General features: G+C 51.0%; 14 protein-coding genes. 7 read left to right on the top strand and 7 right to left on the bottom strand.

Annotated features, from left to right (window positions below; genetic code table 11):
* The first annotated feature begins 284 nt into the window (after positions 1-284).
* The gene (locus NT239_10535) at positions 285-2,324 is read left to right on the top strand and encodes a S8 family serine peptidase (GenBank protein XGA70223.1); all 2,040 of its coding nucleotides are present in this window, start codon (positions 285-287) and stop codon (positions 2,322-2,324) included.
* A 72-nt stretch (positions 2,325-2,396) separates the two neighbouring features.
* Positions 2,397-2,759, top strand: a complete 363-nt coding sequence (locus NT239_10530) for a hypothetical protein (protein XGA70222.1) — start codon at positions 2,397-2,399, stop codon at positions 2,757-2,759.
* Here the strand turns inward: NT239_10530 and NT239_10525 are convergent.
* The 3 genes from NT239_10525 to NT239_10515 form a co-directional block, all read right to left on the bottom strand.
* A complete protein-coding gene (locus NT239_10525) occupies positions 2,756-3,166 on the bottom strand; it encodes a globin domain-containing protein (GenBank protein XGA70221.1) in 411 nt (136 codons plus the stop codon). The genes NT239_10530 and NT239_10525 overlap by 4 nt on opposite strands.
* 76 nt (positions 3,167-3,242) lie before the next feature.
* Positions 3,243-4,124, bottom strand: coding sequence for an EamA family transporter (locus tag NT239_10520; GenBank protein XGA70220.1), 882 nt, complete (start codon positions 4,122-4,124; stop codon positions 3,243-3,245).
* A 73-nt stretch (positions 4,125-4,197) separates the two neighbouring features.
* Entirely contained in the window at positions 4,198-5,109 is a 912-nt protein-coding gene (locus tag NT239_10515; GenBank protein ID XGA70219.1) for an HD-GYP domain-containing protein, read from the bottom strand.
* A gap of 285 nt (positions 5,110-5,394) precedes the next feature.
* Between NT239_10515 and NT239_10510 the strand changes: the two genes are divergently transcribed.
* The 3 genes from NT239_10510 to NT239_10500 all read left to right on the top strand — a co-directional run bounded on the left by NT239_10510 (position 5,395) and on the right by NT239_10500 (position 10,268).
* Positions 5,395-6,669 (top strand): ABC transporter substrate-binding protein, encoded by a 1,275-nt coding sequence (locus NT239_10510; protein ID XGA70218.1) that lies wholly within the window; start codon positions 5,395-5,397, stop codon positions 6,667-6,669.
* A gap of 133 nt (positions 6,670-6,802) precedes the next feature.
* Positions 6,803-8,989, top strand: a complete 2,187-nt coding sequence (locus tag NT239_10505) for an ATP-binding protein (GenBank protein ID XGA70217.1) — start codon at positions 6,803-6,805, stop codon at positions 8,987-8,989.
* Entirely contained in the window at positions 8,979-10,268 is a 1,290-nt protein-coding gene (locus NT239_10500; GenBank protein ID XGA70216.1) for a sigma-54 dependent transcriptional regulator, read from the top strand. Before NT239_10505 ends, NT239_10500 begins: the two co-directional genes overlap by 11 nt.
* A gap of 125 nt (positions 10,269-10,393) precedes the next feature.
* Here NT239_10500 and NT239_10495 read toward each other — a convergent pair whose 3' ends face one another.
* The 4 genes from NT239_10495 to NT239_10480 all read right to left on the bottom strand — a co-directional run bounded on the left by NT239_10495 (position 10,394) and on the right by NT239_10480 (position 14,761).
* Entirely contained in the window at positions 10,394-11,749 is a 1,356-nt protein-coding gene (locus NT239_10495) for an MFS transporter (protein ID XGA70215.1), read from the bottom strand.
* Between the two features lie 343 nt (positions 11,750-12,092).
* Positions 12,093-13,025 (bottom strand): M14 family metallocarboxypeptidase, encoded by a 933-nt coding sequence (locus NT239_10490; protein ID XGA70214.1) that lies wholly within the window; start codon positions 13,023-13,025, stop codon positions 12,093-12,095.
* Positions 13,026-13,198: 173 nt separating this feature from the next.
* A complete protein-coding gene (locus NT239_10485; GenBank protein XGA70213.1) occupies positions 13,199-14,023 on the bottom strand; it encodes an undecaprenyl-diphosphate phosphatase in 825 nt (274 codons plus the stop codon).
* 306 nt (positions 14,024-14,329) lie between these two features.
* The gene (locus tag NT239_10480) at positions 14,330-14,761 is read right to left on the bottom strand and encodes a DUF721 domain-containing protein (protein ID XGA70212.1); all 432 of its coding nucleotides are present in this window, start codon (positions 14,759-14,761) and stop codon (positions 14,330-14,332) included.
* Between the two features lie 14 nt (positions 14,762-14,775).
* Between NT239_10480 and NT239_10475 the strand changes: the two genes are divergently transcribed.
* Positions 14,776-15,660: a M23 family metallopeptidase gene (locus tag NT239_10475; GenBank protein XGA70211.1), complete on the top strand. Its 885-nt coding sequence runs from the start codon at positions 14,776-14,778 to the stop codon at positions 15,658-15,660.
* 118 nt (positions 15,661-15,778) lie between these two features.
* The gene (gene secA / locus NT239_10470) at positions 15,779-18,517 is read left to right on the top strand and encodes a preprotein translocase subunit SecA (protein ID XGA72799.1); all 2,739 of its coding nucleotides are present in this window, start codon (positions 15,779-15,781) and stop codon (positions 18,515-18,517) included.
* Positions 18,518-18,526 lie beyond the last annotated feature (9 nt).

Below are 18,526 nucleotides of genomic sequence, written 5' to 3'. Positions count from 1 at the left end.
AAGCCAACAAATTGGTATTAGCCAATAATGATCAACCAAGATACATAGCAATGTATAGACACATAATCATTGATCAGATTGGCATACAAGAATATACCCATTGGTTTTTATTGGTATTAGCCACCATTTAGCCACATTGGTATGGATTAGGGAAAACCCCAAGCAGCGCAATATGACAAATGCAATATGCTGCACTCACTCCCAATCCACGATGCGAAAAATAGACTGTCAAACCAGTCAATTGGGAGCGCGAAAATCTACCAAAAAACGGATGGAGATCCAAAATGCAATTAACCCGCAGCGCGATGCTCGTGGCTGGCGCACTTGCGTCATTGGCCCTGAGCGCCCAAGCGCAAACTGTCGACCGTGTCGTGGTGAAACTCAAATCATCACCGTTTATGATGCGTAGCATGAGTGCTGATAACGTCAGCCAAACCGTACAAGCCGTCGCCGGCAATAAAGCCAAGCATGCGTTCACCATGGCCGATGGCGAATCGCATGTATTGCAATTGCCGAAAGGCTTGTCAGACGCCGAGCTCAAAGCGTATATCGCAAAACTGCAAGCCAGTGGCGAATTTGACGAAGTGGAAGCCGACGTTTGGATGATGCCGATGGGCGTGGCGCAACCGACTGATAGCCTGTGGAATTCGCTCTGGGGTCTGCAAGCCGTTGCACCTGCGAGTAACTACGGCGCGGATTTTATCGGCGCTTGGGAATATGTGACTGGCACTGGTGTAGTCGTGGGCGTGATTGACACCGGCGCGGTACCGCACCCAGATCTCGGTCAACTTGCTCCACTGTCAGGCAACTACGTTTCTTCAGGTTATACCTTTATTTCTGATTGCTACCGCGCAGGCACGTGTGACTGGACTGCGGGTGCACGCACGATTGCACCATTTGCTGGCGCACTCGATCAAGGTGATTGGTGTACCACGGCCGATGTAACGAATCGCGTTTGCCAGCGCACTGAAACTAGCTCGTTCCACGGCTCTCACGTTGCTGGAACGATTGCCGCACTTGGTTACAACGGTGTCGGCGTGATTGGTGGCGCTTATAACGCCAAAATCTTGCCAGTACGTGTACTCGGTAAAGGCGGTGGCTCGGCCATTGATATTGCCGATGGTATCCGTTGGGCCGCAGGTATTCACCCTAGCATTCCAAATCCAAACCCTGCCAAAGTCATCAATATGAGTTTGGGTGGCAGCGCCGCCTCTTGCCCTAGCTACTACCAAGCCGCGATTAATGACGCGACCAATGCGGGCGCGATTGTGGTGGTTGCCGGTGGCAATGAAAACCGCGATGCATCACAAGCGACACCTGCCAACTGCGCGAACGTGATTACCGTTGCTGCAACCGGTAAAGCGGGTGAAAAGGCCAGCTATTCGAACTTTGGTAGCAAAATCACCTTGGCCGCGCCAGGTGGCAATGGCTCAACACGCATCACCTCTACCGTGAATAAGAGCTTGGATCGCGTTGATCTATCCGCCAATGGCGCGGGTTATGTCGGCATGAACGGCACTTCAATGGCAACGCCACACGTGGCTGCTGCGGTGGCGCTGATGCTGAACGCCAATCCAAAGCTAAAATTTAACGACGTGGTGAGCTTGCTCAAACAATCGGCAACCGCCTTCCCTGCGGGCAGCACGTGCAATACCAGCAATTGCGGCTCAGGGATTTTGAATGCCGCCAGCGCTGTGCGTTTGGCCAAGCAATCAGCGGGTGACAATACCGAACCCGTGATTACGCCAAAACCACCCGTGGTGACACCAACCCCAGCACCTGTGGTAACACCAGCCCCCGTCATCACACCGAAGCCACCGGTTGTGACACCAGCACCTGTTACTGGCTGCTACACCGCTTGGGCAGAAGGTAAAACGTATGTTGCTGGTGACTTAGTCACTTATGACGGACGTAACTACCGGGCTCGTAGCACTCACGTAGCGCATATTGGTGCCAATTGGAATCCAAAAGCCAGCATTACGCTGTGGCAAGATATCGGCGCGTGCACGGGGGGCTCTAGCACACCAGCACCAACCACCGCACCGATTCAAACGCCAAAACCAACCGTAGCGCCAGTACCGACGCCAACAGTTGCGCCAATTCAAACGGCAAAACCGACGACTGCCCCAGTCATCACTGCAGCACCAACGGCGGCACCAAGCTGCCCAGTGTGGAGCAGCTCTTCGGTTTACACCGCAGGCAAATGCGTGAGCTTTAACGGCCAAGTCTATACCGCTAAATGGTGGACAACGGGCGAGCAACCAGGCGCTTCACAATGGGGCCCTTGGGCATTGCAAGCTAATGCGGTGAGCAAACGTAAATAAGTCGTGATAAAAAACCCACCTTGTTCGCAAGGTGGGTTTATGCTGAAAAATCACTGAATAATGAGGTTGACCATGCTGAAGCTAGCCATTACCGCCTTGCAACGTCTTGGTATGTTGACGTGCTGCGCGGTGCTGAGTGCCTGTGCCAGTGCAGGTGGGAGCAACACTGCCAGCCAAGCCCCGTTGATTGAACGGGTGATCGTGCAATTTAAAGCTGCGCCAAGCAATCCCGCCGAGCGCATTACTCAAATGGCGCAAAAACATCAATTGGGTTTGATGCTTGAGCGTGAGATGGGCGGGAATTTTTATGTGGCAGCGCTCAAACCGCCCAAAACTGAAGCCGAGCTACAGCCGTATTTCAGCGCGATTAGCCAAGAAGCAGATGTAACCAGCATTGAAGCCGATATCATGATGCACACGATGCCGGCCAATTAGGCTACGTGGTTTTTCATTGTCGTTGCCATCAAGCGAAAGACATCGACCCACGCCTGACGCAACTCAGGCGTCCATTTCTCCCCCAAGCCTTGCTTTAAAGTCCACAACAGCGCATTACCCACCGGCGTGTAATGTTCGTCTTTCACCCCATATTGGACATGGCGTTCGGCCAGTTTATGCAATACCGGCACCAATTTATCCAAATCGTTTAAACCATTCACCGCCACCTTAATCGTCGCCATCAGCATATTGCCTTGCGCGGTCAGATCTTTTTTAAACAAAGGACGAACTTGCGGCGCGTATTCAAATAATTTGGCATAAAACATTTGCGCCGCTTGCGGTGCAATTGGTTCGACCAAAGCAAAGCTGTTTTGTACTAATTGAATTTGGCGGGCAGTGATCGACATTACAGAATTCCTCGATGAATGGAGCTTCTTTAGCATAGTCGGCATAAAGCTTCGTGAAGCACTTTTTTTGGCGAGATTATTCCGGGGCTGGTATAGCTGGAGATAGCGCAATTAATAAAGCTGAAAGTAATATACCCGCACCACCTATCCATTGCAGCAGCGATAAATGCTCACCCAAAATCAACGCCGCTAACAACACGCTAACCACGGGCTCTAGCGTCGACAAGGTTGATGCTTCGCTGGCGGATAAATAATCCAAGCCCGCTAAAAAGCTAAAAATCGCAATCACCGTCGAAATCAGCGCAATCGCAATCGTTGCTGCCCAGCTGTGCGCACCAATCGGCCACGAGGGTTGATGCCATAAGGTCGTTAACCACAAACTCAAGGCCGCCGACACCATCACGACTGTAGCCGCAGGCAGCGCGCCCGTTTGCGGCGTTAAACGGCTGCCCGCCAAGATATAGGCCGAATAAATCAGCGCCGCGAGCAGGCCAAAAATCACGCCGCTTAATTGCCCACCGGCTGGCCCAATGGTCAGCAATAGACTGATGCAGGCCAGCAGCAGTGCTGCCATTGTTCGACGCGTTAGTTTTTCTTTAAACCAGCACGCGCTGGCCAAGGTTACGATCACCGGATAGAGGTACAGCAATAATGCCGCTAAGGCGGCCGAACCATATTGCAGGGCTGAAAAATAGCTAAACGCCTGCCCCACATAACCCACTCCGCCCATCGCCACCAAGCCCAGCAATACCCTTCCGCGTGGCCATTGTCCGCGCCGCCAGCACATCACCGCCAACATCACCAGCGCGGCAATTGAAAACCGAATCAGTAGCAGCCCTTGGGTATTCACCCCCCCCTGCTCCGATCCATACGCCCAGACACCAAAAATTGGCATCCAGCCAAAAGCAATGGCCGATAAGATAATTAGGGATAAGCCTTTTTGACGGGGCGAGAGCATGGCGAACTAGCATGAAAGTGAATCATGCAGTGTGCCGTAAATGAATAGCGACAAGCAAATTTCCCGTGACTTGTTACGGGGCTTGTAGCACCTCCAGCGCACTAACCCAGCGCGTGGCTAAATCTTCGATTTGCACCACATCGGCCACCGGCGCCAAAGCATCTGCGCTGGCTTTGTTGCCTGTGGGTTTGGCGGCTAAATGCCCAGCGGCATCACTTTCCCACACATAGTCGGCGGTACAGTTGGGGCAGGCCAGATGACCCCCTGCATGCGAGCCGCGCACTTGCACCAAAGTAGGCCCACACATCAGGCATTGCGCCAGTGGAATCCCCTCATCAGAATGACCGACAATGTGCTCCAACTCGCCGGTACCTTGCAGCGCAATCAGGGCTTCACCACAACGGCGATCAAACTGTTGCCCTAACTCGGAGGCAATAATCTGCAAGGCTTTTTCAATCGGCATACCGCGCCGATACGGGCGCGAGCTGGTCATCGCGTCAAAGGCATCACAGACACCGACAATTTTAGCGTCGAGCGCAATTTGAGCATCGCTCAAACCTTGCGGATAGCCACGGCCATTGGGCGTTTCGTGGTGACCCAGCACAGCATTCATCACCAAGGGGGAAAACGGATGTGATGCAATCAAACGCGCACCAATATTCGGGTGGGTTTTAATCACAGCAAATTCATCGTCAGTGAGCTTATCGGGCTTACGCAAAATGGCGTCGGGAACGCCAATTTTGCCAAGGTCATGCAAAAACCCCGCCATCGCAATCCGATTCGCTTCACTCTCGCTCAAGCCCAAAGCCCGCGCCAACTTGCCAGAGAGCATCGCAACCCGCCACAGATGCCCACCAGTGTACGGGTCACGCGCCTCCACCACCCACGCTGAAGCGAGCAAGCTGGCCAGCAATGATTTTTGCTGAGCGGCAACATTGGACTTCAATTTTGCTAATTCTGCTTTTGTGCCCCGGCTAAAAAACATCGGCGGCCCCCTGCACATTTGAATGCTACGTTATAGACTGAATTGATTTCGATTGCGGAATTGATCACACAACTAAAATAAATCATCAGGTATAGCCTTCGTAGGCACACTAAGGCTAGGGTTTAAGGCAATACCAAGATGGGTATTAGATATTTACAATCAATGATCGCCGTGCACCCGTCGGCCGTATTAACGCGTTCGTGCATCAATTCTTTGAGTTATTTGCGCGCAATTGCAGCAAGTATTACCCAATCCGTTATGTATTATTTGAGGGTATAAACCCTGATGATGACCACGCTAGCCCATCGAATCATACTCAGCTTGATCTGTGGCTTACCCCTACCTTCGAGCTGGGCGCTGACCGTGGTTTCAACTCATTCCGAAGATGCCAGCAGCAGTTTATTGGATGAATTTCGCCAACTTCACCCCGAGATCAAGATCACCATTCTCAACCGACGAGTTGACTTAATTCCATCAGGGGTAAAATCAGGCAGTTTGCGCAATGCCGATATCGTTTTATCGTCGTCGCCTTTTTTGATGCAGGCCCTGAAAAATAATGGTCAATTGCGCACATTACCGATCACACAAGTCAGCAGCCCATGCGCACCAAAAGGATTATTACTCAGCGATTCGGAACGCAAATATGCCAGTTATGGTTTAGCGGGGTTTGGCCTGTTATGGAATCAATCTTTTTACACCCGCCAGCGGCTTGCGGCGCCGAAAACATGGCAAGACTTGCTCATTCCCACCTTGCATCGACAGTTGGTGATGAGCACGCCATCTCGTTCCAGCAGCACACATATGATGCTGGAGAAAATTCTGCAAGACGAGGGCTGGGATCACGGCTGGCGTACGATTTTGCAACTGGGCGGTCAATTTAGCTTGATTGCATCACGTAGCTTTGCCGTCAGTGAGGCAATACACAGCGGTGACGCAATGGTGAGCATCATGATCGATGCCCATGCACGCCCAACGATGTCGGCCAATTCAAACTATCGTTTTCAGTACTTAAACAGCTTTGCGGTCATGCCGTCGTACGTGGCGCAATTACGCGGCGGACAACACAGCCGCGAAGCAAAAATACTCGTGCAATACCTATTTTCAGAGCAAGGGCAGCGAAATTTACTCAATGATCGACACTTCAAACTACCACTCAAGGGCAGCCTTGAGCAAAACGGTCATCTTTGCCGCTTATTTCAGCAACAAAAATTAATCAATACCGAACAAATCTTGGCAAGAGGGCAATTGCTCAAACAGCTTTATGATCAACTCATTACGCTGAATTTTGAATTATTACGCGACACTCAAGGCTTAATTCAAAAGGCCGAAGCAAGCCCAAATCTAAGTACAGCGCAAAAACAAGATTTAATCACAGCGCGGCAATTGGCCAGCACTCCCCCAGTCACCGCTGCGCAAGCCAACGACGAGCGCTATTTAGCGCTATTTCGCGCGGGGCAACCGAAGGACGAAATCAGCCGCTGGCAACAGGTATGGCGAGCCCAATTAGCGCAAGCTGGCAAATTAGCGCGCCACGTTTTGGTCAATAGTTCCCATGATTAACAGCGGTGCATGGTTCAAACATTTTCGCGGACATCTAGGGCAAAAGCTGCTGCTCGCTAGTGCAAGTCTGCTCTTTTTGGTGTTGTTCACCGGGGCCATTAGTATTATTGCCACGTATCAGCAAGGTTCAGACATGCAAACTGTCGTGACCGAAAGCATTCCAACCATTCTTGAAAGTACGCAACTTGAGCAAGAAGCCAACCGTTTGCAAATTCAAGCGCAGCAGCTCGTTGAAGCCGATGATTTGGTCTCGATTGCCAAACAGCAAAATTTGATCGAACAATCGTTGCGGCGGATGGCTAAAGCCGCACAACTACTGATCGCCCGTCAGCCCGATGGCGCACCACAACTGAACGAACAGATCCAAATTTCGCGAGCCGCAGCCGAAGCTTTAGCCCACATTGCACAACAACACCAAGCCGATTTAAGCCATTTACGCATGCTCAAAATGCGCATTGAATGGCTGCACGACGATTTAGAAAATGAGTTGCGATTACTAACCGAAGAATATCATCTCCGCCTCAATCCACCGGGCTCAGCGCGACTCGCCAGCGCACTGCATTACCTGCAAATATTGGAGCAATTGCGCAATGGTGAACACGATTTGGCTCGCGCGATGCTGGCACTGTCGGTGCCTAGCCAGAAAACCAAATCCCAAGCCATATTTAAGCAAATACAAGATGATGCGCAAAAATTATTGGTCTTGGCCGAACAACTGCCTGTGGCGCAATCAGGGAGTTTGCACGAGTTATTTGGCTCGCTGGCTAAAATTGCGGCAGTCGATGGCGAATTAAGCCAAAAATTGACGCAATTTAACCGCAGCACCGAGCAAATGCGCGAGCAACTCGCCGAGCTTGAGCAGCAATTGATACGTCAAAATCAACAGGCGGCCAAACTCAGTCGCTTGGCCCGCGACAATGCCCAGCAACAGCTACAACAATCGCTACAAACCAGCGAACGCGGGCGCTGGTCCGTGGCGCTGGCATCAACGGCCGCCATGGGTTTAATGCTCTGGATTTTGTTTGGCCTGATCGGTCAACGCGTGATCCGACGTTTGGCCTTGCTTGGCCAAAATATGGCCGCAATTGCACAGGGCAATTACCACTTGCCGCAAACGCCTGAAGGCCATGATGAAATCGCTCAATTGGGGCGGCAGGTACAGCATCTCGCGCAGCATATGACCGAATTGGAGCGAACCAATGCACTAGCCTTAATCGAACATACCGACGCGGCCTTACTGATCTGCGATCTGGCTGGACGTATTATCTCAATTAATCAGGCCGCACGACGCTTCTGCCCGACTTTGCAAGTAGGCGACGAACTGAACGAGTTATGGCCTGCCGAATCTCGCCCCGATCTATCGCAACTAGATCAAGATAAGGCCATCGATATTACCTTGCCGTTTGGCCCCATCGCCGATGAAAATTATGTTCGCCTTTTAGCGCGTACTTTCCAGCAAAAAGACACCGAATGTTTGATGGTTACGTTGTTCGATGTCTCAGCCCAAATGCGCTCGGCCGTGTGGCTTGGCAAAATGGTCGCAGAAAAAACCGCCGCACTTGACGAAAGCAATGCGGCGCTGCGCGCAGAAATTGATGACCGAAAACGCGCGCAGGACAGCTTGATTCAGGCCACGAAATTTGCGGTACTGGGCCAAACCACAACCAGTTTGGCGCATGAATTGAATCAGCCGTTAGCTGCGATGACCAATTATATGTATTTGGCTAAAAAATCCGCCGAAGATGTACACGCCACTGATTTAGTATCGACGCTGGCACAAAGCGAGAAAGTATTGGATCGCATGGCGCGGCTGATTCGATCGTATCGCACGCTAGGGCGCACTGCACCAGCATCTCCAGCGCTATACCCCATCGATATCATGCATGTCATTAATGATATCGTTGAATTACTGCAAAGCCGAATCCGTAAACAGCACATCACGCTGATTTTACCTAGCATCCAAAATGCTTGGGTTATGGGTGAAGTCATTCGTTTAGAACAAATTTGCTTAAATTTGGTCAGCAATGCCTTAGATGCGCTGAGCGATTGTCCGTCGCCGCAGCTGGAATTGGCCTTAATTCGTCTGGATCAAGATATAGAATTAATGATCATGGATAATGGCGCGGGCCTTTCACCTGAAACGGTTGGCGATATTTTTCAAGCGTTTTATACCACCAAACCCGATGGGCTCGGGCTGGGCCTGAGCATTTGCCAATCCTTAGCCAGCGAATGCCACGCCCATATTCGGATGGCGAGCCAACTGGATGGCGGGGCAATTTTTATTCTTTCGATGGAAGCGAGTGCTACTGATGCAGCTTGAGCACGCACAAGTATTACTGATTGATGATGACGCCGATGTACGAGAATCTGCGCAAAAAATTCTCAATCACAGCCGTTTGCCGTGCTACACCTTGAGCAGTGCCGCGCCCGTTCTTGAGCTGGCGCTGAACGACTGGCCCGGTGTCATCGTCAGCGATATTTGCATGCCAGGCATGGACGGCGAGCAGCTACTCGAAGCCTTGCGCCATAAAGACGAACAATTGCCGGTCATTTTAATCACCGGCCACGGTGATATTCCAATGGCGATTCGCGCCGTTCGCGCCGGCGCTTTTGAGTTTCTCGAAAAACCCGTAGCCCCGGATGTCTTGATCGAATGCATTCATCGCGCCTTGAGTTTGCGCCAAGAAATTATCGAAAATCGCAATTATTTAAAGCATGAATTGAGCGAGCGTTTGCTTGGCAATAGCGTGGCAATGACACAAGCGCGGGAAAAATTGATGCATTTGGTCAATTCCGACTTATCGATTTTTATCGTCGGTGAAGCTGGTACAGGGCGTCGCACTGTCGCCGAACAATTGCATCGATTGGGGCGCAGCAAAGACGGTCCTTTAGTTTGGCTCGACGCCGAGCTGGTGAATGACGTGCCACACAGCGATCAAAGTGCAATCTGGCGCGAACAATATTGGAGCGCCGCGCAAGGCGGAACACTATTAATCAGCAACCCTGAGCGCCTGCCGCAGCGCTTGCAAACTTTGCTCTGTAATTGCTTGCTAGAAAGCGATCCATATTCGGTGAATGGTCGCAAAGTACGCACTTTAACAATCAGCACATCAGATCCAAAGCAAGCAGTAAGCGAGGGGCGCTTAAGGCCAGATTTATACTACGCACTCTCAACTGCAACCGTTCATATTCCACCGCTGCGGCAGCGCCGCGAAGATATTCCGCAGCTGTTTCGCTATTTCGTTCAGCAATCTTGCCGCCGCATGAAGAAACCACGGATCGAGATTAAAAAGGCCTTTGTTGAAAAATTGCAGCAAGGCGAATGGAGCGGCAATTTGCGCGAATTACGCAATGTGGCCGATATGTACGCGATTGGGCTGGCACGGATCGACAGTTTAAATCGAGCGATTCCCATCAATGCCGAGCAAAACTCATTAGACGAGCAAATTGACGAGTTTGAGAAAAACTTGATTGAAGAGGCGCTCAGCCTGTTCCAAGGCAAAATCAATGAGGCCGCCGATTACTTGCATATTCCGCGCAAAAAGCTCTATTTGCGAATGAAAAAACACGATTTGGACAAGAAAGAATACAAGCCATAATAAGGGTATATTGACAAATAGCATACCGATCAATACCTACAACAATATACCCAACAAGCAAAAAGCCCCATCAGGGGCTTTTTGCTTGTGCGTGCAATTCGCTATTTCGAATCGACTTTGATGAGTTAGTTCTTTTTCACATCGTCAATCGAAACCACTTTCTTCGCATTCCATACGGTCAAGGCCAGGAGCAATGATAAGACTGAAGCGCTCAACCAGAAGATATGCGCATTACCGAAATCGTAGTGCTTAACGCCATCCACTTCGTTCACCGTAATCAACACGGATGAAACATATTCTTGGATTGATGTAGCCAGGTAAGAGCACAAACCGATGAAGCCTTTCACTGCACCCACTGCATTTTTTGGCATCAGGTCACAAGCAGTTAAACCCGCCAAGAACACCACCAAACCACCGATTGCGAAGCCAATCATACCCAGCGCCACAGCATCAACTACGCGGTTGTTTGGCCCCCAGAACATCAACACCATACCAGCGATATTGACCAAACCGTAGATCAAAGTTGGGATGTGACGGTTACCGCGGAAGATCTTGTCAGAGATCAGACCTGAGGCGATCGCCCCCACCATCCCAGCGATTGGGTACGTCGACATCGCGAAACCTGCGTCGATCAGGCTGTAGCCTTTTTCTTCTTGCAAGAACAATACCGCCCAAGAAGACATTGCGTAGCGAGATACGTACATCAAGGCACACGCTGCAGCGATCAACCATACCGTTTTTTGCGTCAAGATGAACAACTGGGCGCGACGAGTTTCTGCAGGCGTGCTGCCTTTCTTGATTTCTGGCTCTTCACCAAAAGCTTCAGCTGGGCTTGGCAAACCGTAAGTTTGTGGGCGGTCTTTCAGCATCAGGTACATGGCAGCAGCACCGGCGATCGCAGCAATACCTGCACCGATAAAGCCTGCTTTCCAACCCAAGTAGCTCACCAAAGTCGCAGTCAGAATCCACGTGATCGCTTCACCCAAACTACGTGAGCTACCCCAGATTGAGTAACGTGAACCACGTTGCGTTGGTGAGAACCATTGGTACAGCGATACACATGATGGCGCAGAACCAATCGATTGGAACCAACCATTGGCGGCCCACAGGATCGTGAAGAACAAGGCCGATGTGTTCATGCCCATGAAAATAGACACGATACCTGACAGCGCCAACGCCACTGACATAAAGCGTTTGATGTTGGCGTAGTCAGACAAGAAGCCATTGGAGAATTTACCAATCGCATAGGTAAAGAAGAACGCCGAGCCCATCATACCGAGCTCTTCGAGACTGACGATACCCGCATCCAGCATTGGCTTCTTAACGACGCCCAATGCCAAACGAACGACGTAGAACATCGCATAACCAAAAATCAAGCCCAGAAAGACTTGCCACTGCATTTTGACGTAGGTCGAACGAATTTCATCGGGCGTCCCTGCGCGCCGAGGAAGGTCTGGCCCTGTTTTGAAAAAGCTAAACATAATAGGTACTCCGATAGATGTCTGTCAGCGATCGGTCGTGTGTATCGCGGCGATAAATACCGCGATCAAGTCGACCTAATCGGTTTCACTCGATCGGTTGCAGCGCATTGGGCGGGGCTCTGAATGAGTGAATGAGGCCATCGTATCGGCAAAAAAAAACACGGCAATTAGCCGTGTTTTGAGTCAAATCTGACTGAATTTAGTCCGCGCTCAGTGCAAATTTGACCCATTTTGTAGCGACAAGATCAGGATATGATCTGTTGTGGGTTGAAAATGGCGCAAAAATCTAAGTCCACGCAATGTAACCAAATGTACAAACATCATTTGTTTGCGCAAACGCAAACTAGTTGGCTTGCTGCAGTACAAAATCAATCGCCGTGCAAATCGTTGTCACTTGAGCCAGATTGCATTGCGCAGGGCTGGCGGTGGGGCTATTGGGGTAAACTTCGGTGGTTGTCACAAAGCGAGCCTCGGTCATGCCGCCGCACAAACCTAAGGCTTTTTTCGCGTAATTGATCACGCCAAATTGCTGCAAGGGCTCACCAATGATGCAGCCCTCTTCATCCGGCAAAGCAATGTGCGTGACTTGCTGAACTGCCGCAATAATCGCGCGCTGAAATTCGGGCGCGGGGTTTTCGCTGTCGCCGACCAAATAAAAACCATCGGGAACATCGTGTTCGATGTAATCCACGCCATCGCGCGCCGCTTTGGCGGGGCAAAATTCGCTGTTATCAGAATCGGTGGTTTCGTGTAAATCGACGTGCAGCAGCGCATCGTGCGCCAAATCATGCACCAAGGCCATCACCGCAGCCGCCTCTTGTGCGGGGCTATGGGGAACAAAGGAGCGGTTGGGGTCAATCGCATCAGGATTCCAGCGATTAATCGTTTCATAGCCCCACGGGCTAATGCACGGCAACACCAGTAGATTGACCTGTGCGTTATAGCGATCAAACTGCTCGGCAATAAACTGCAGTGCGCCCTGCACGCCGCTGGTTTCATAGCCATGCACGCCGCCAGTGACCAAAACAGTCGGCATATCAGCCCGCCACGTTTTGCTGCGCACTGCAAACAAGGGGTAAACCGGCAAACCCAAACGCTGATAATCGAGCTGCCCGTATTGCAGCAACACAGCCGAATCAGGCAAAGCCGCTTGCAAGCGCGCTACTACTTCGTCTTGATAACTACGTTGAATGCGTTGCCGACTTAACCACAGCGCTTTGTCTGCCGCTGTCCAGGCCTGCCCAGCTTCACCAATTGAATAAAACGCTGTTGCCATCTTCCAGCTCCTTTGAAATAGTCGATCGACTATATCACCGCAGTGCACATACAGGGATTAGCAAAAGCCCGTGCCCCCAGCATCATTACTATCAAACGCACATAAAAAACCCACGCATCGCGTGGGGTATATTAACAAGGGAGTTACCCTAACTAAGTCACAGAGCAATACTCTTAAGCATTCCAATTCACCAAACCAAAATGCCAGGTCGCCAACACGATCAAACCAAAGGCGATGCGATACCACGCAAACACCACGAAAGTGTGCGTTGAAATAAAGCGAATCAAGGCGCGGATCGCGATAAACGCAAAGATAAAAGACGAAATAAAGCCAACGGCAAAGATGCCAATGTCGGCGCTATCGAGCACATGGCGATGCTTGATCAAGCTATACAAAGACGCCGCGCCCAGCGTTGGAATCCCCAAGAAAAATGAAAACTCGGTCGCCGCTTTACGCGATAAGCCTAAAAACATACCGCCGATAATCGTCGCGCCCGAACGACTCGTCCCTGGAATCAATGCCAAGCATTGGCATAGCCCCACTTTCAGCGCGTCTTTGAGCGATAAATCATCCACGGTTTCAATGGTTACTTTGTGCTGACGTTTTTCCGCCCACAGAATAATCAAACCACCGACGATAAACGCAATCGACACGGCGATGGGGTTAAACAACACCGCTTTGATGTGCTCGGAAAACAATTTGCCCATGATCGCAGCGGGAATAAACGCGATCACAATGCCGAGTAATAAATTGCGCTCGCTACCTGGGTGGCTCACGCCTTTAAAGGTATTTCCAATTTTCGCGCGGTATTCCCACACCACCGCCAGCATCGCGCCAAGCTGAATGAAAATTTCGTAGACTTCACGTTTTTCTTTGCTCAAGAAATTAAGCAAATCGCCGGTCAAAATCAAATGCCCCGTCGACGAGATTGGCAGGAATTCGGTAATCCCTTCGACCAAACCCATGATCAAGGAGTGAAACAATAAAATCGGATCCATGACCTACCTATGCAGTTTCAAATAATTGGGCGCGATTATAGTCTTAACTACGCCGTAATAAGCAGTTTGCGGTTGAAATTTAATTCAAATTTGACGGGTGAAAGTGGGTATAAATACAACGCGACAAGGCAGAACAAGGCAATGCGTGAATATTTACACCACCCCTTGGGAACCATGGGGTACGCCCATACTCTGATCATTAAGTGTGCAATGCATAGTGTGCATTTTGCTCATCTCCTCCCTGTTGACCGGGCGCCTTTTGCAAAATCGGCGCCCGTTTTTTTTGCCCGCGACAGACGCAAAATTTTATTTATGGTGACGCAGTAAATTCGCCAAGGCGGCTTTTAATTCTGGGTCGTCAACCTGAGATTGCAGCTCAGAAAAAGCCGCTTTCGCTGGTGCAGTCATTCGTAAGCTCTTGGTTTGTAGCGGATTTCCTTGCTGCAGCGCCACTTGCACCTTGGCGCGGATTGCGGTAGCGTGCACACCAGCTTGGGCCAGTGCGGCCAAAATAGCGGGTTCAGCCTGTCGCAAACGCGTCGCTGCCGCGCTGCTGGGCACCGCAACGAGCAAGGATGAACCCGACCAAGCCGTACCTTGGCAGACTCGCGCTAATTCAGGCGCTACGGCAGAGCGCACAATATTGAGCAACTGGTTGTACTGATCAAGCTGTTTTACCAAGCGTTTGAGCTGGTAATCACCATCGACCAGTTGTGAAAAATTAGCTGTTTTACTCATTAACAAGGATTCCAATGAATATCATTGTGGTCTCACATCGGCTCGATAAAGCCATTTCACTCGGGCCGCGCGAGCTCAGCATCATTGGCTTGGCGCTGACGATATTAATCGGTGCGGCCGCTTTTGGCCTGGGTATGTTATTTGCACCCAATCGGGTTGAACCTCTATTGCGTCTGATGCCCGGGCAACACGCAAGGCAAAATGAAATTGATGCACTTGCAGTCCAAGTCGGGCAATTACAAGCCAAACTCACGCGGCTTGATGGCTTAGCCAATCGGGTGGGCGATAAAACCGGTATTGATATTAAACCCTTTTTAAGCAAAACCGATGCACCGCAAGGCGGATTAGCGTACAACGGCCAGCCTTTTGCGGTGTCTGGCCTGCGACAATTGCTGCAAGACACCGACGCCAAAATGGCCGCGATGATAGACCAACTCACACTCGCCGAAGCCATTTTAATGACGCCCGACGCGAGCTATTTACCGCGCCATTCGCCACTAAAGATCGCACCTCAATCATCGAGCTTTGGCTGGCGCGTTGACCCATTTCGCGGCACACAAGTATTTCACGAAGGCATCGATTATCAGGGTGATACTGGCACCCCTATTGTAGCCGCCGCCACAGGTAGGGTCGTGTATGCAGCTTACCACCCTCAATATGGTAATATGGTCGAGCTTGATCATGGTAAAGACTTAACCAGCCGTTATGCTCACGCGAGCCAACTGTTGGTCAAAGTGGGAGACACGGTGCAAGTGGGCCAAAGAGTGGCTTTGCTCGGTAGCACCGGGCGCTCAACCGGGCCTCACCTGCATTTTGAAATCCGCTACCGCGGCGTGGCGCAAAATCCAATGCGCTTTCTTGACGCGGGTCAATCCAACTATGCACAAGTCACTAAGTAAGCCTTGAAAAATAGGCAGGGTGGAGCCAACTAAGGTCAGCCAGCCCGCAATTGGGCATAGGCCTTTGTCGATTAATAAAAACTGAGCCTCATCGAGGCCGTCATGTGGTAGCAATATGATCTCGAATCTGCTGAAAAAAGTATTTGGAAGCCGTAACGACCGTTTGTTGAAGCAATACGGTGCCATCGTCAAGCAGATTAATGCGCTAGAGCCGTCAATCTCCGCTTTATCTGACGCCGAACTACGTGGCAAAACCGATGAATTCAAGGCTCGTCTCGCTAAAGGCGAAACCCTCGATCAAATTCTGCCCGAAGCATTCGCAGTGTGCCGTGAAGGCGGTAAGCGCGCTTTGGGCATGCGTCACTTTGACGTGCAGCTTATTGGTGGTCTGGTGCACCACCAAGGCAAGATTTCCGAAATGCGTACCGGTGAAGGTAAAACGCTGGTGGCGACTTTGGCCGCTTACCTCAATGCCTTAACTGGCAACGGCGTTCACGTGATTACGGTGAATGATTACTTGGCACAGCGTGACTGCAATCAGATGAGCAAGTTGTTTAACTTCTTGGGTCTGACTTGTGGTGTGAACCTGGGTCAAATGGCGCACGAAGACAAAAAGGCGGCTTACGCCTGCGATATTACCTACGGTACCAATAACGAATTCGGCTTTGACTACCTGCGCGACAATATGGTGTTTAGCGTTGAAGAACGCGTACAACGTGGCTTGAATTTCGCCATCGTCGACGAGGTGGATTCGATTCTGATCGACGAAGCGCGTACCCCGCTGATTATTTCTGGCCCAGCGGACGACAATACCGATTTGTATTTGGCGATGAACTCGATTCCTAGCCAACTCAAGCGCCAAGAAGCTGAAGACGGCGAAGGTGATTACTGGGTTGACGAAAAAGCGCACACGGTCATGCTGTCAGAAAGCGGTCATGAGCACGTGGAAGAAATCCTGACGCAAATGGGCTTGTTGCCAGAGGGCGATAGCTTGTACGCCGCGGCGCACATCAGCCTGATTCACCATTTAAATGCTGCGCTGCGTGCACACGCCTTGTTCGTGAAAGACCAACACTATGTGGTGATGGACGGTGAAGTGATCATCGTTGACGAACACACGGGCCGTTTGATGTCGGGCCGTCGTTGGTCTGAAGGCTTGCACCAAGCCGTTGAAGCCAAAGAAGGCGTTGAAATCCAGCAAGAAAACCAAACACTGGCGACGGTTACGCTGCAAAACTACTTCCGTATGTACAGCAAGCTATCGGGCATGACCGGTACGGCGGATACTGAAGCGTACGAATTCCAGCAAATCTACGGTTTGGAAACGGTGATTATCCCGACCAATAAACCGATGATTCGCGATGATAGACAAGATCAGGTATTCAAAACTGCGAACGAAAAATACAACGCGATCATCAAAGACATTAAAGGCTGCGTAGAACGCGGCCAGCCTACGCTGGTTGGTACCACGTCGATTGAACAATCAGAATTGCTGTCTAACATTCTGACCAAAGAAGGCATCGCACATAATGTCTTGAACGCCAAACACCACGCTAAAGAAGCGCAAATCGTCGCGCAAGCCGGTAGCGCGGGTCAGGTCACCATCGCTACCAATATGGCCGGTCGCGGTACCGACATCGTGTTGGGCGGCAGTATCGAGCGTGAAATTAAAGACATCGAAGCCGATGAAAGCCTAGACGAAGCGGCAAAAGCGGCACAAATCACCGCACTGAAAGCCGAGTGGCAAGTGAAGCACGATGCGGTGTTGGCGGCAGGAGGTTTGCACATCATCGGTACCGAGCGTCACGACTCACGTCGTATCGACAATCAGTTACGTGGTCGTTCAGGTCGTCAAGGTGACCCGGGCTCTAGCCGCTTCTACCTGTCACTCGAAGACACTTTGCTGCGTATTTTCGCTGGTGATCGCGTGGCCTTCGTGATGGACAAGCTGAAAATGCCAGAAGGCGAGCCGATCGAAGCCGGTATGGTGTCGCGTGCGATTGAATCTGCGCAGCGTAAAGTCGAAGGCCGTAACTTCGATATGCGTAAACAATTGCTCGAATACGATGATGTCGCGAACGAGCAGCGCAAAGCGATCTACAGCCAGCGTAATGAAATTCTGGAAAGCAGCGAAGTGGCCGCTACCATCGCCGCGATGCGCGATAGCTATGTGAGTGAGGTCGTTGACCAATACCTACCACCCGATTCAATGCCAGAGTTGTGGGACGCCGAAGGCCTTGAGCGTGCGATGAACGAATTGCACGTTGGCGTGAACGTTAGCGACTGGGTTGAGAACGAGAAAACGCTGAGTATCGAAGAGATGAAAGCGCGCGTAGTGGCGGCTGCCAAAGCCGCGTACGACGCGAAAGTAGAGCAAGCATCGGAAACCAACTTCCGCAACTTCGAGCGCTCAGTCTTGCTGCAGCACGTAGACCAATACTGGCGCGAACATTTGTCGGCCTTGGATCATCTGCGCCAAGGTATCCACCTGCGTGGCTACGCGCAGAAAAATCCGAAGCAAGAATACAAGCGCGAAGCATTTGAGCTGTTCTCCGCCTTGCTCGAGCAAATCAAGCGCAATGTCTTGCAGATCGTGATGACGGTGCAAGTACGTAGCCCTGAAGATGTACAAGCCGTTGAGCAACACGCAATTCCGGAATCGGCAATGCAATTTACCCACGCTGATATCGAAGCGGTATTGGCAAGCGGCGATGAAGAAAAAATCCGTGAAGTCTTGATGGCAGCAATGCAACAAGAAGGCGGCCCGAAAATCCAGTTCAGCGGCGTAGGTCGTAACGATCCATGCCCATGTGGTTCAGGCAAGAAATACAAACAGTGCCACGGCCAATTGGCTTAAGGCGCTAAG

Origin of the sequence: Chitinibacter sp. SCUT-21 (assembly GCA_041874755.1) — a bacterium.
GTDB lineage: Bacteria > Pseudomonadota > Gammaproteobacteria > Burkholderiales > Chitinibacteraceae > Chitinibacter.
Note: the sequence above shows the minus strand (reverse complement) of the source record. Positions and strands in the feature narration are given on the sequence as shown.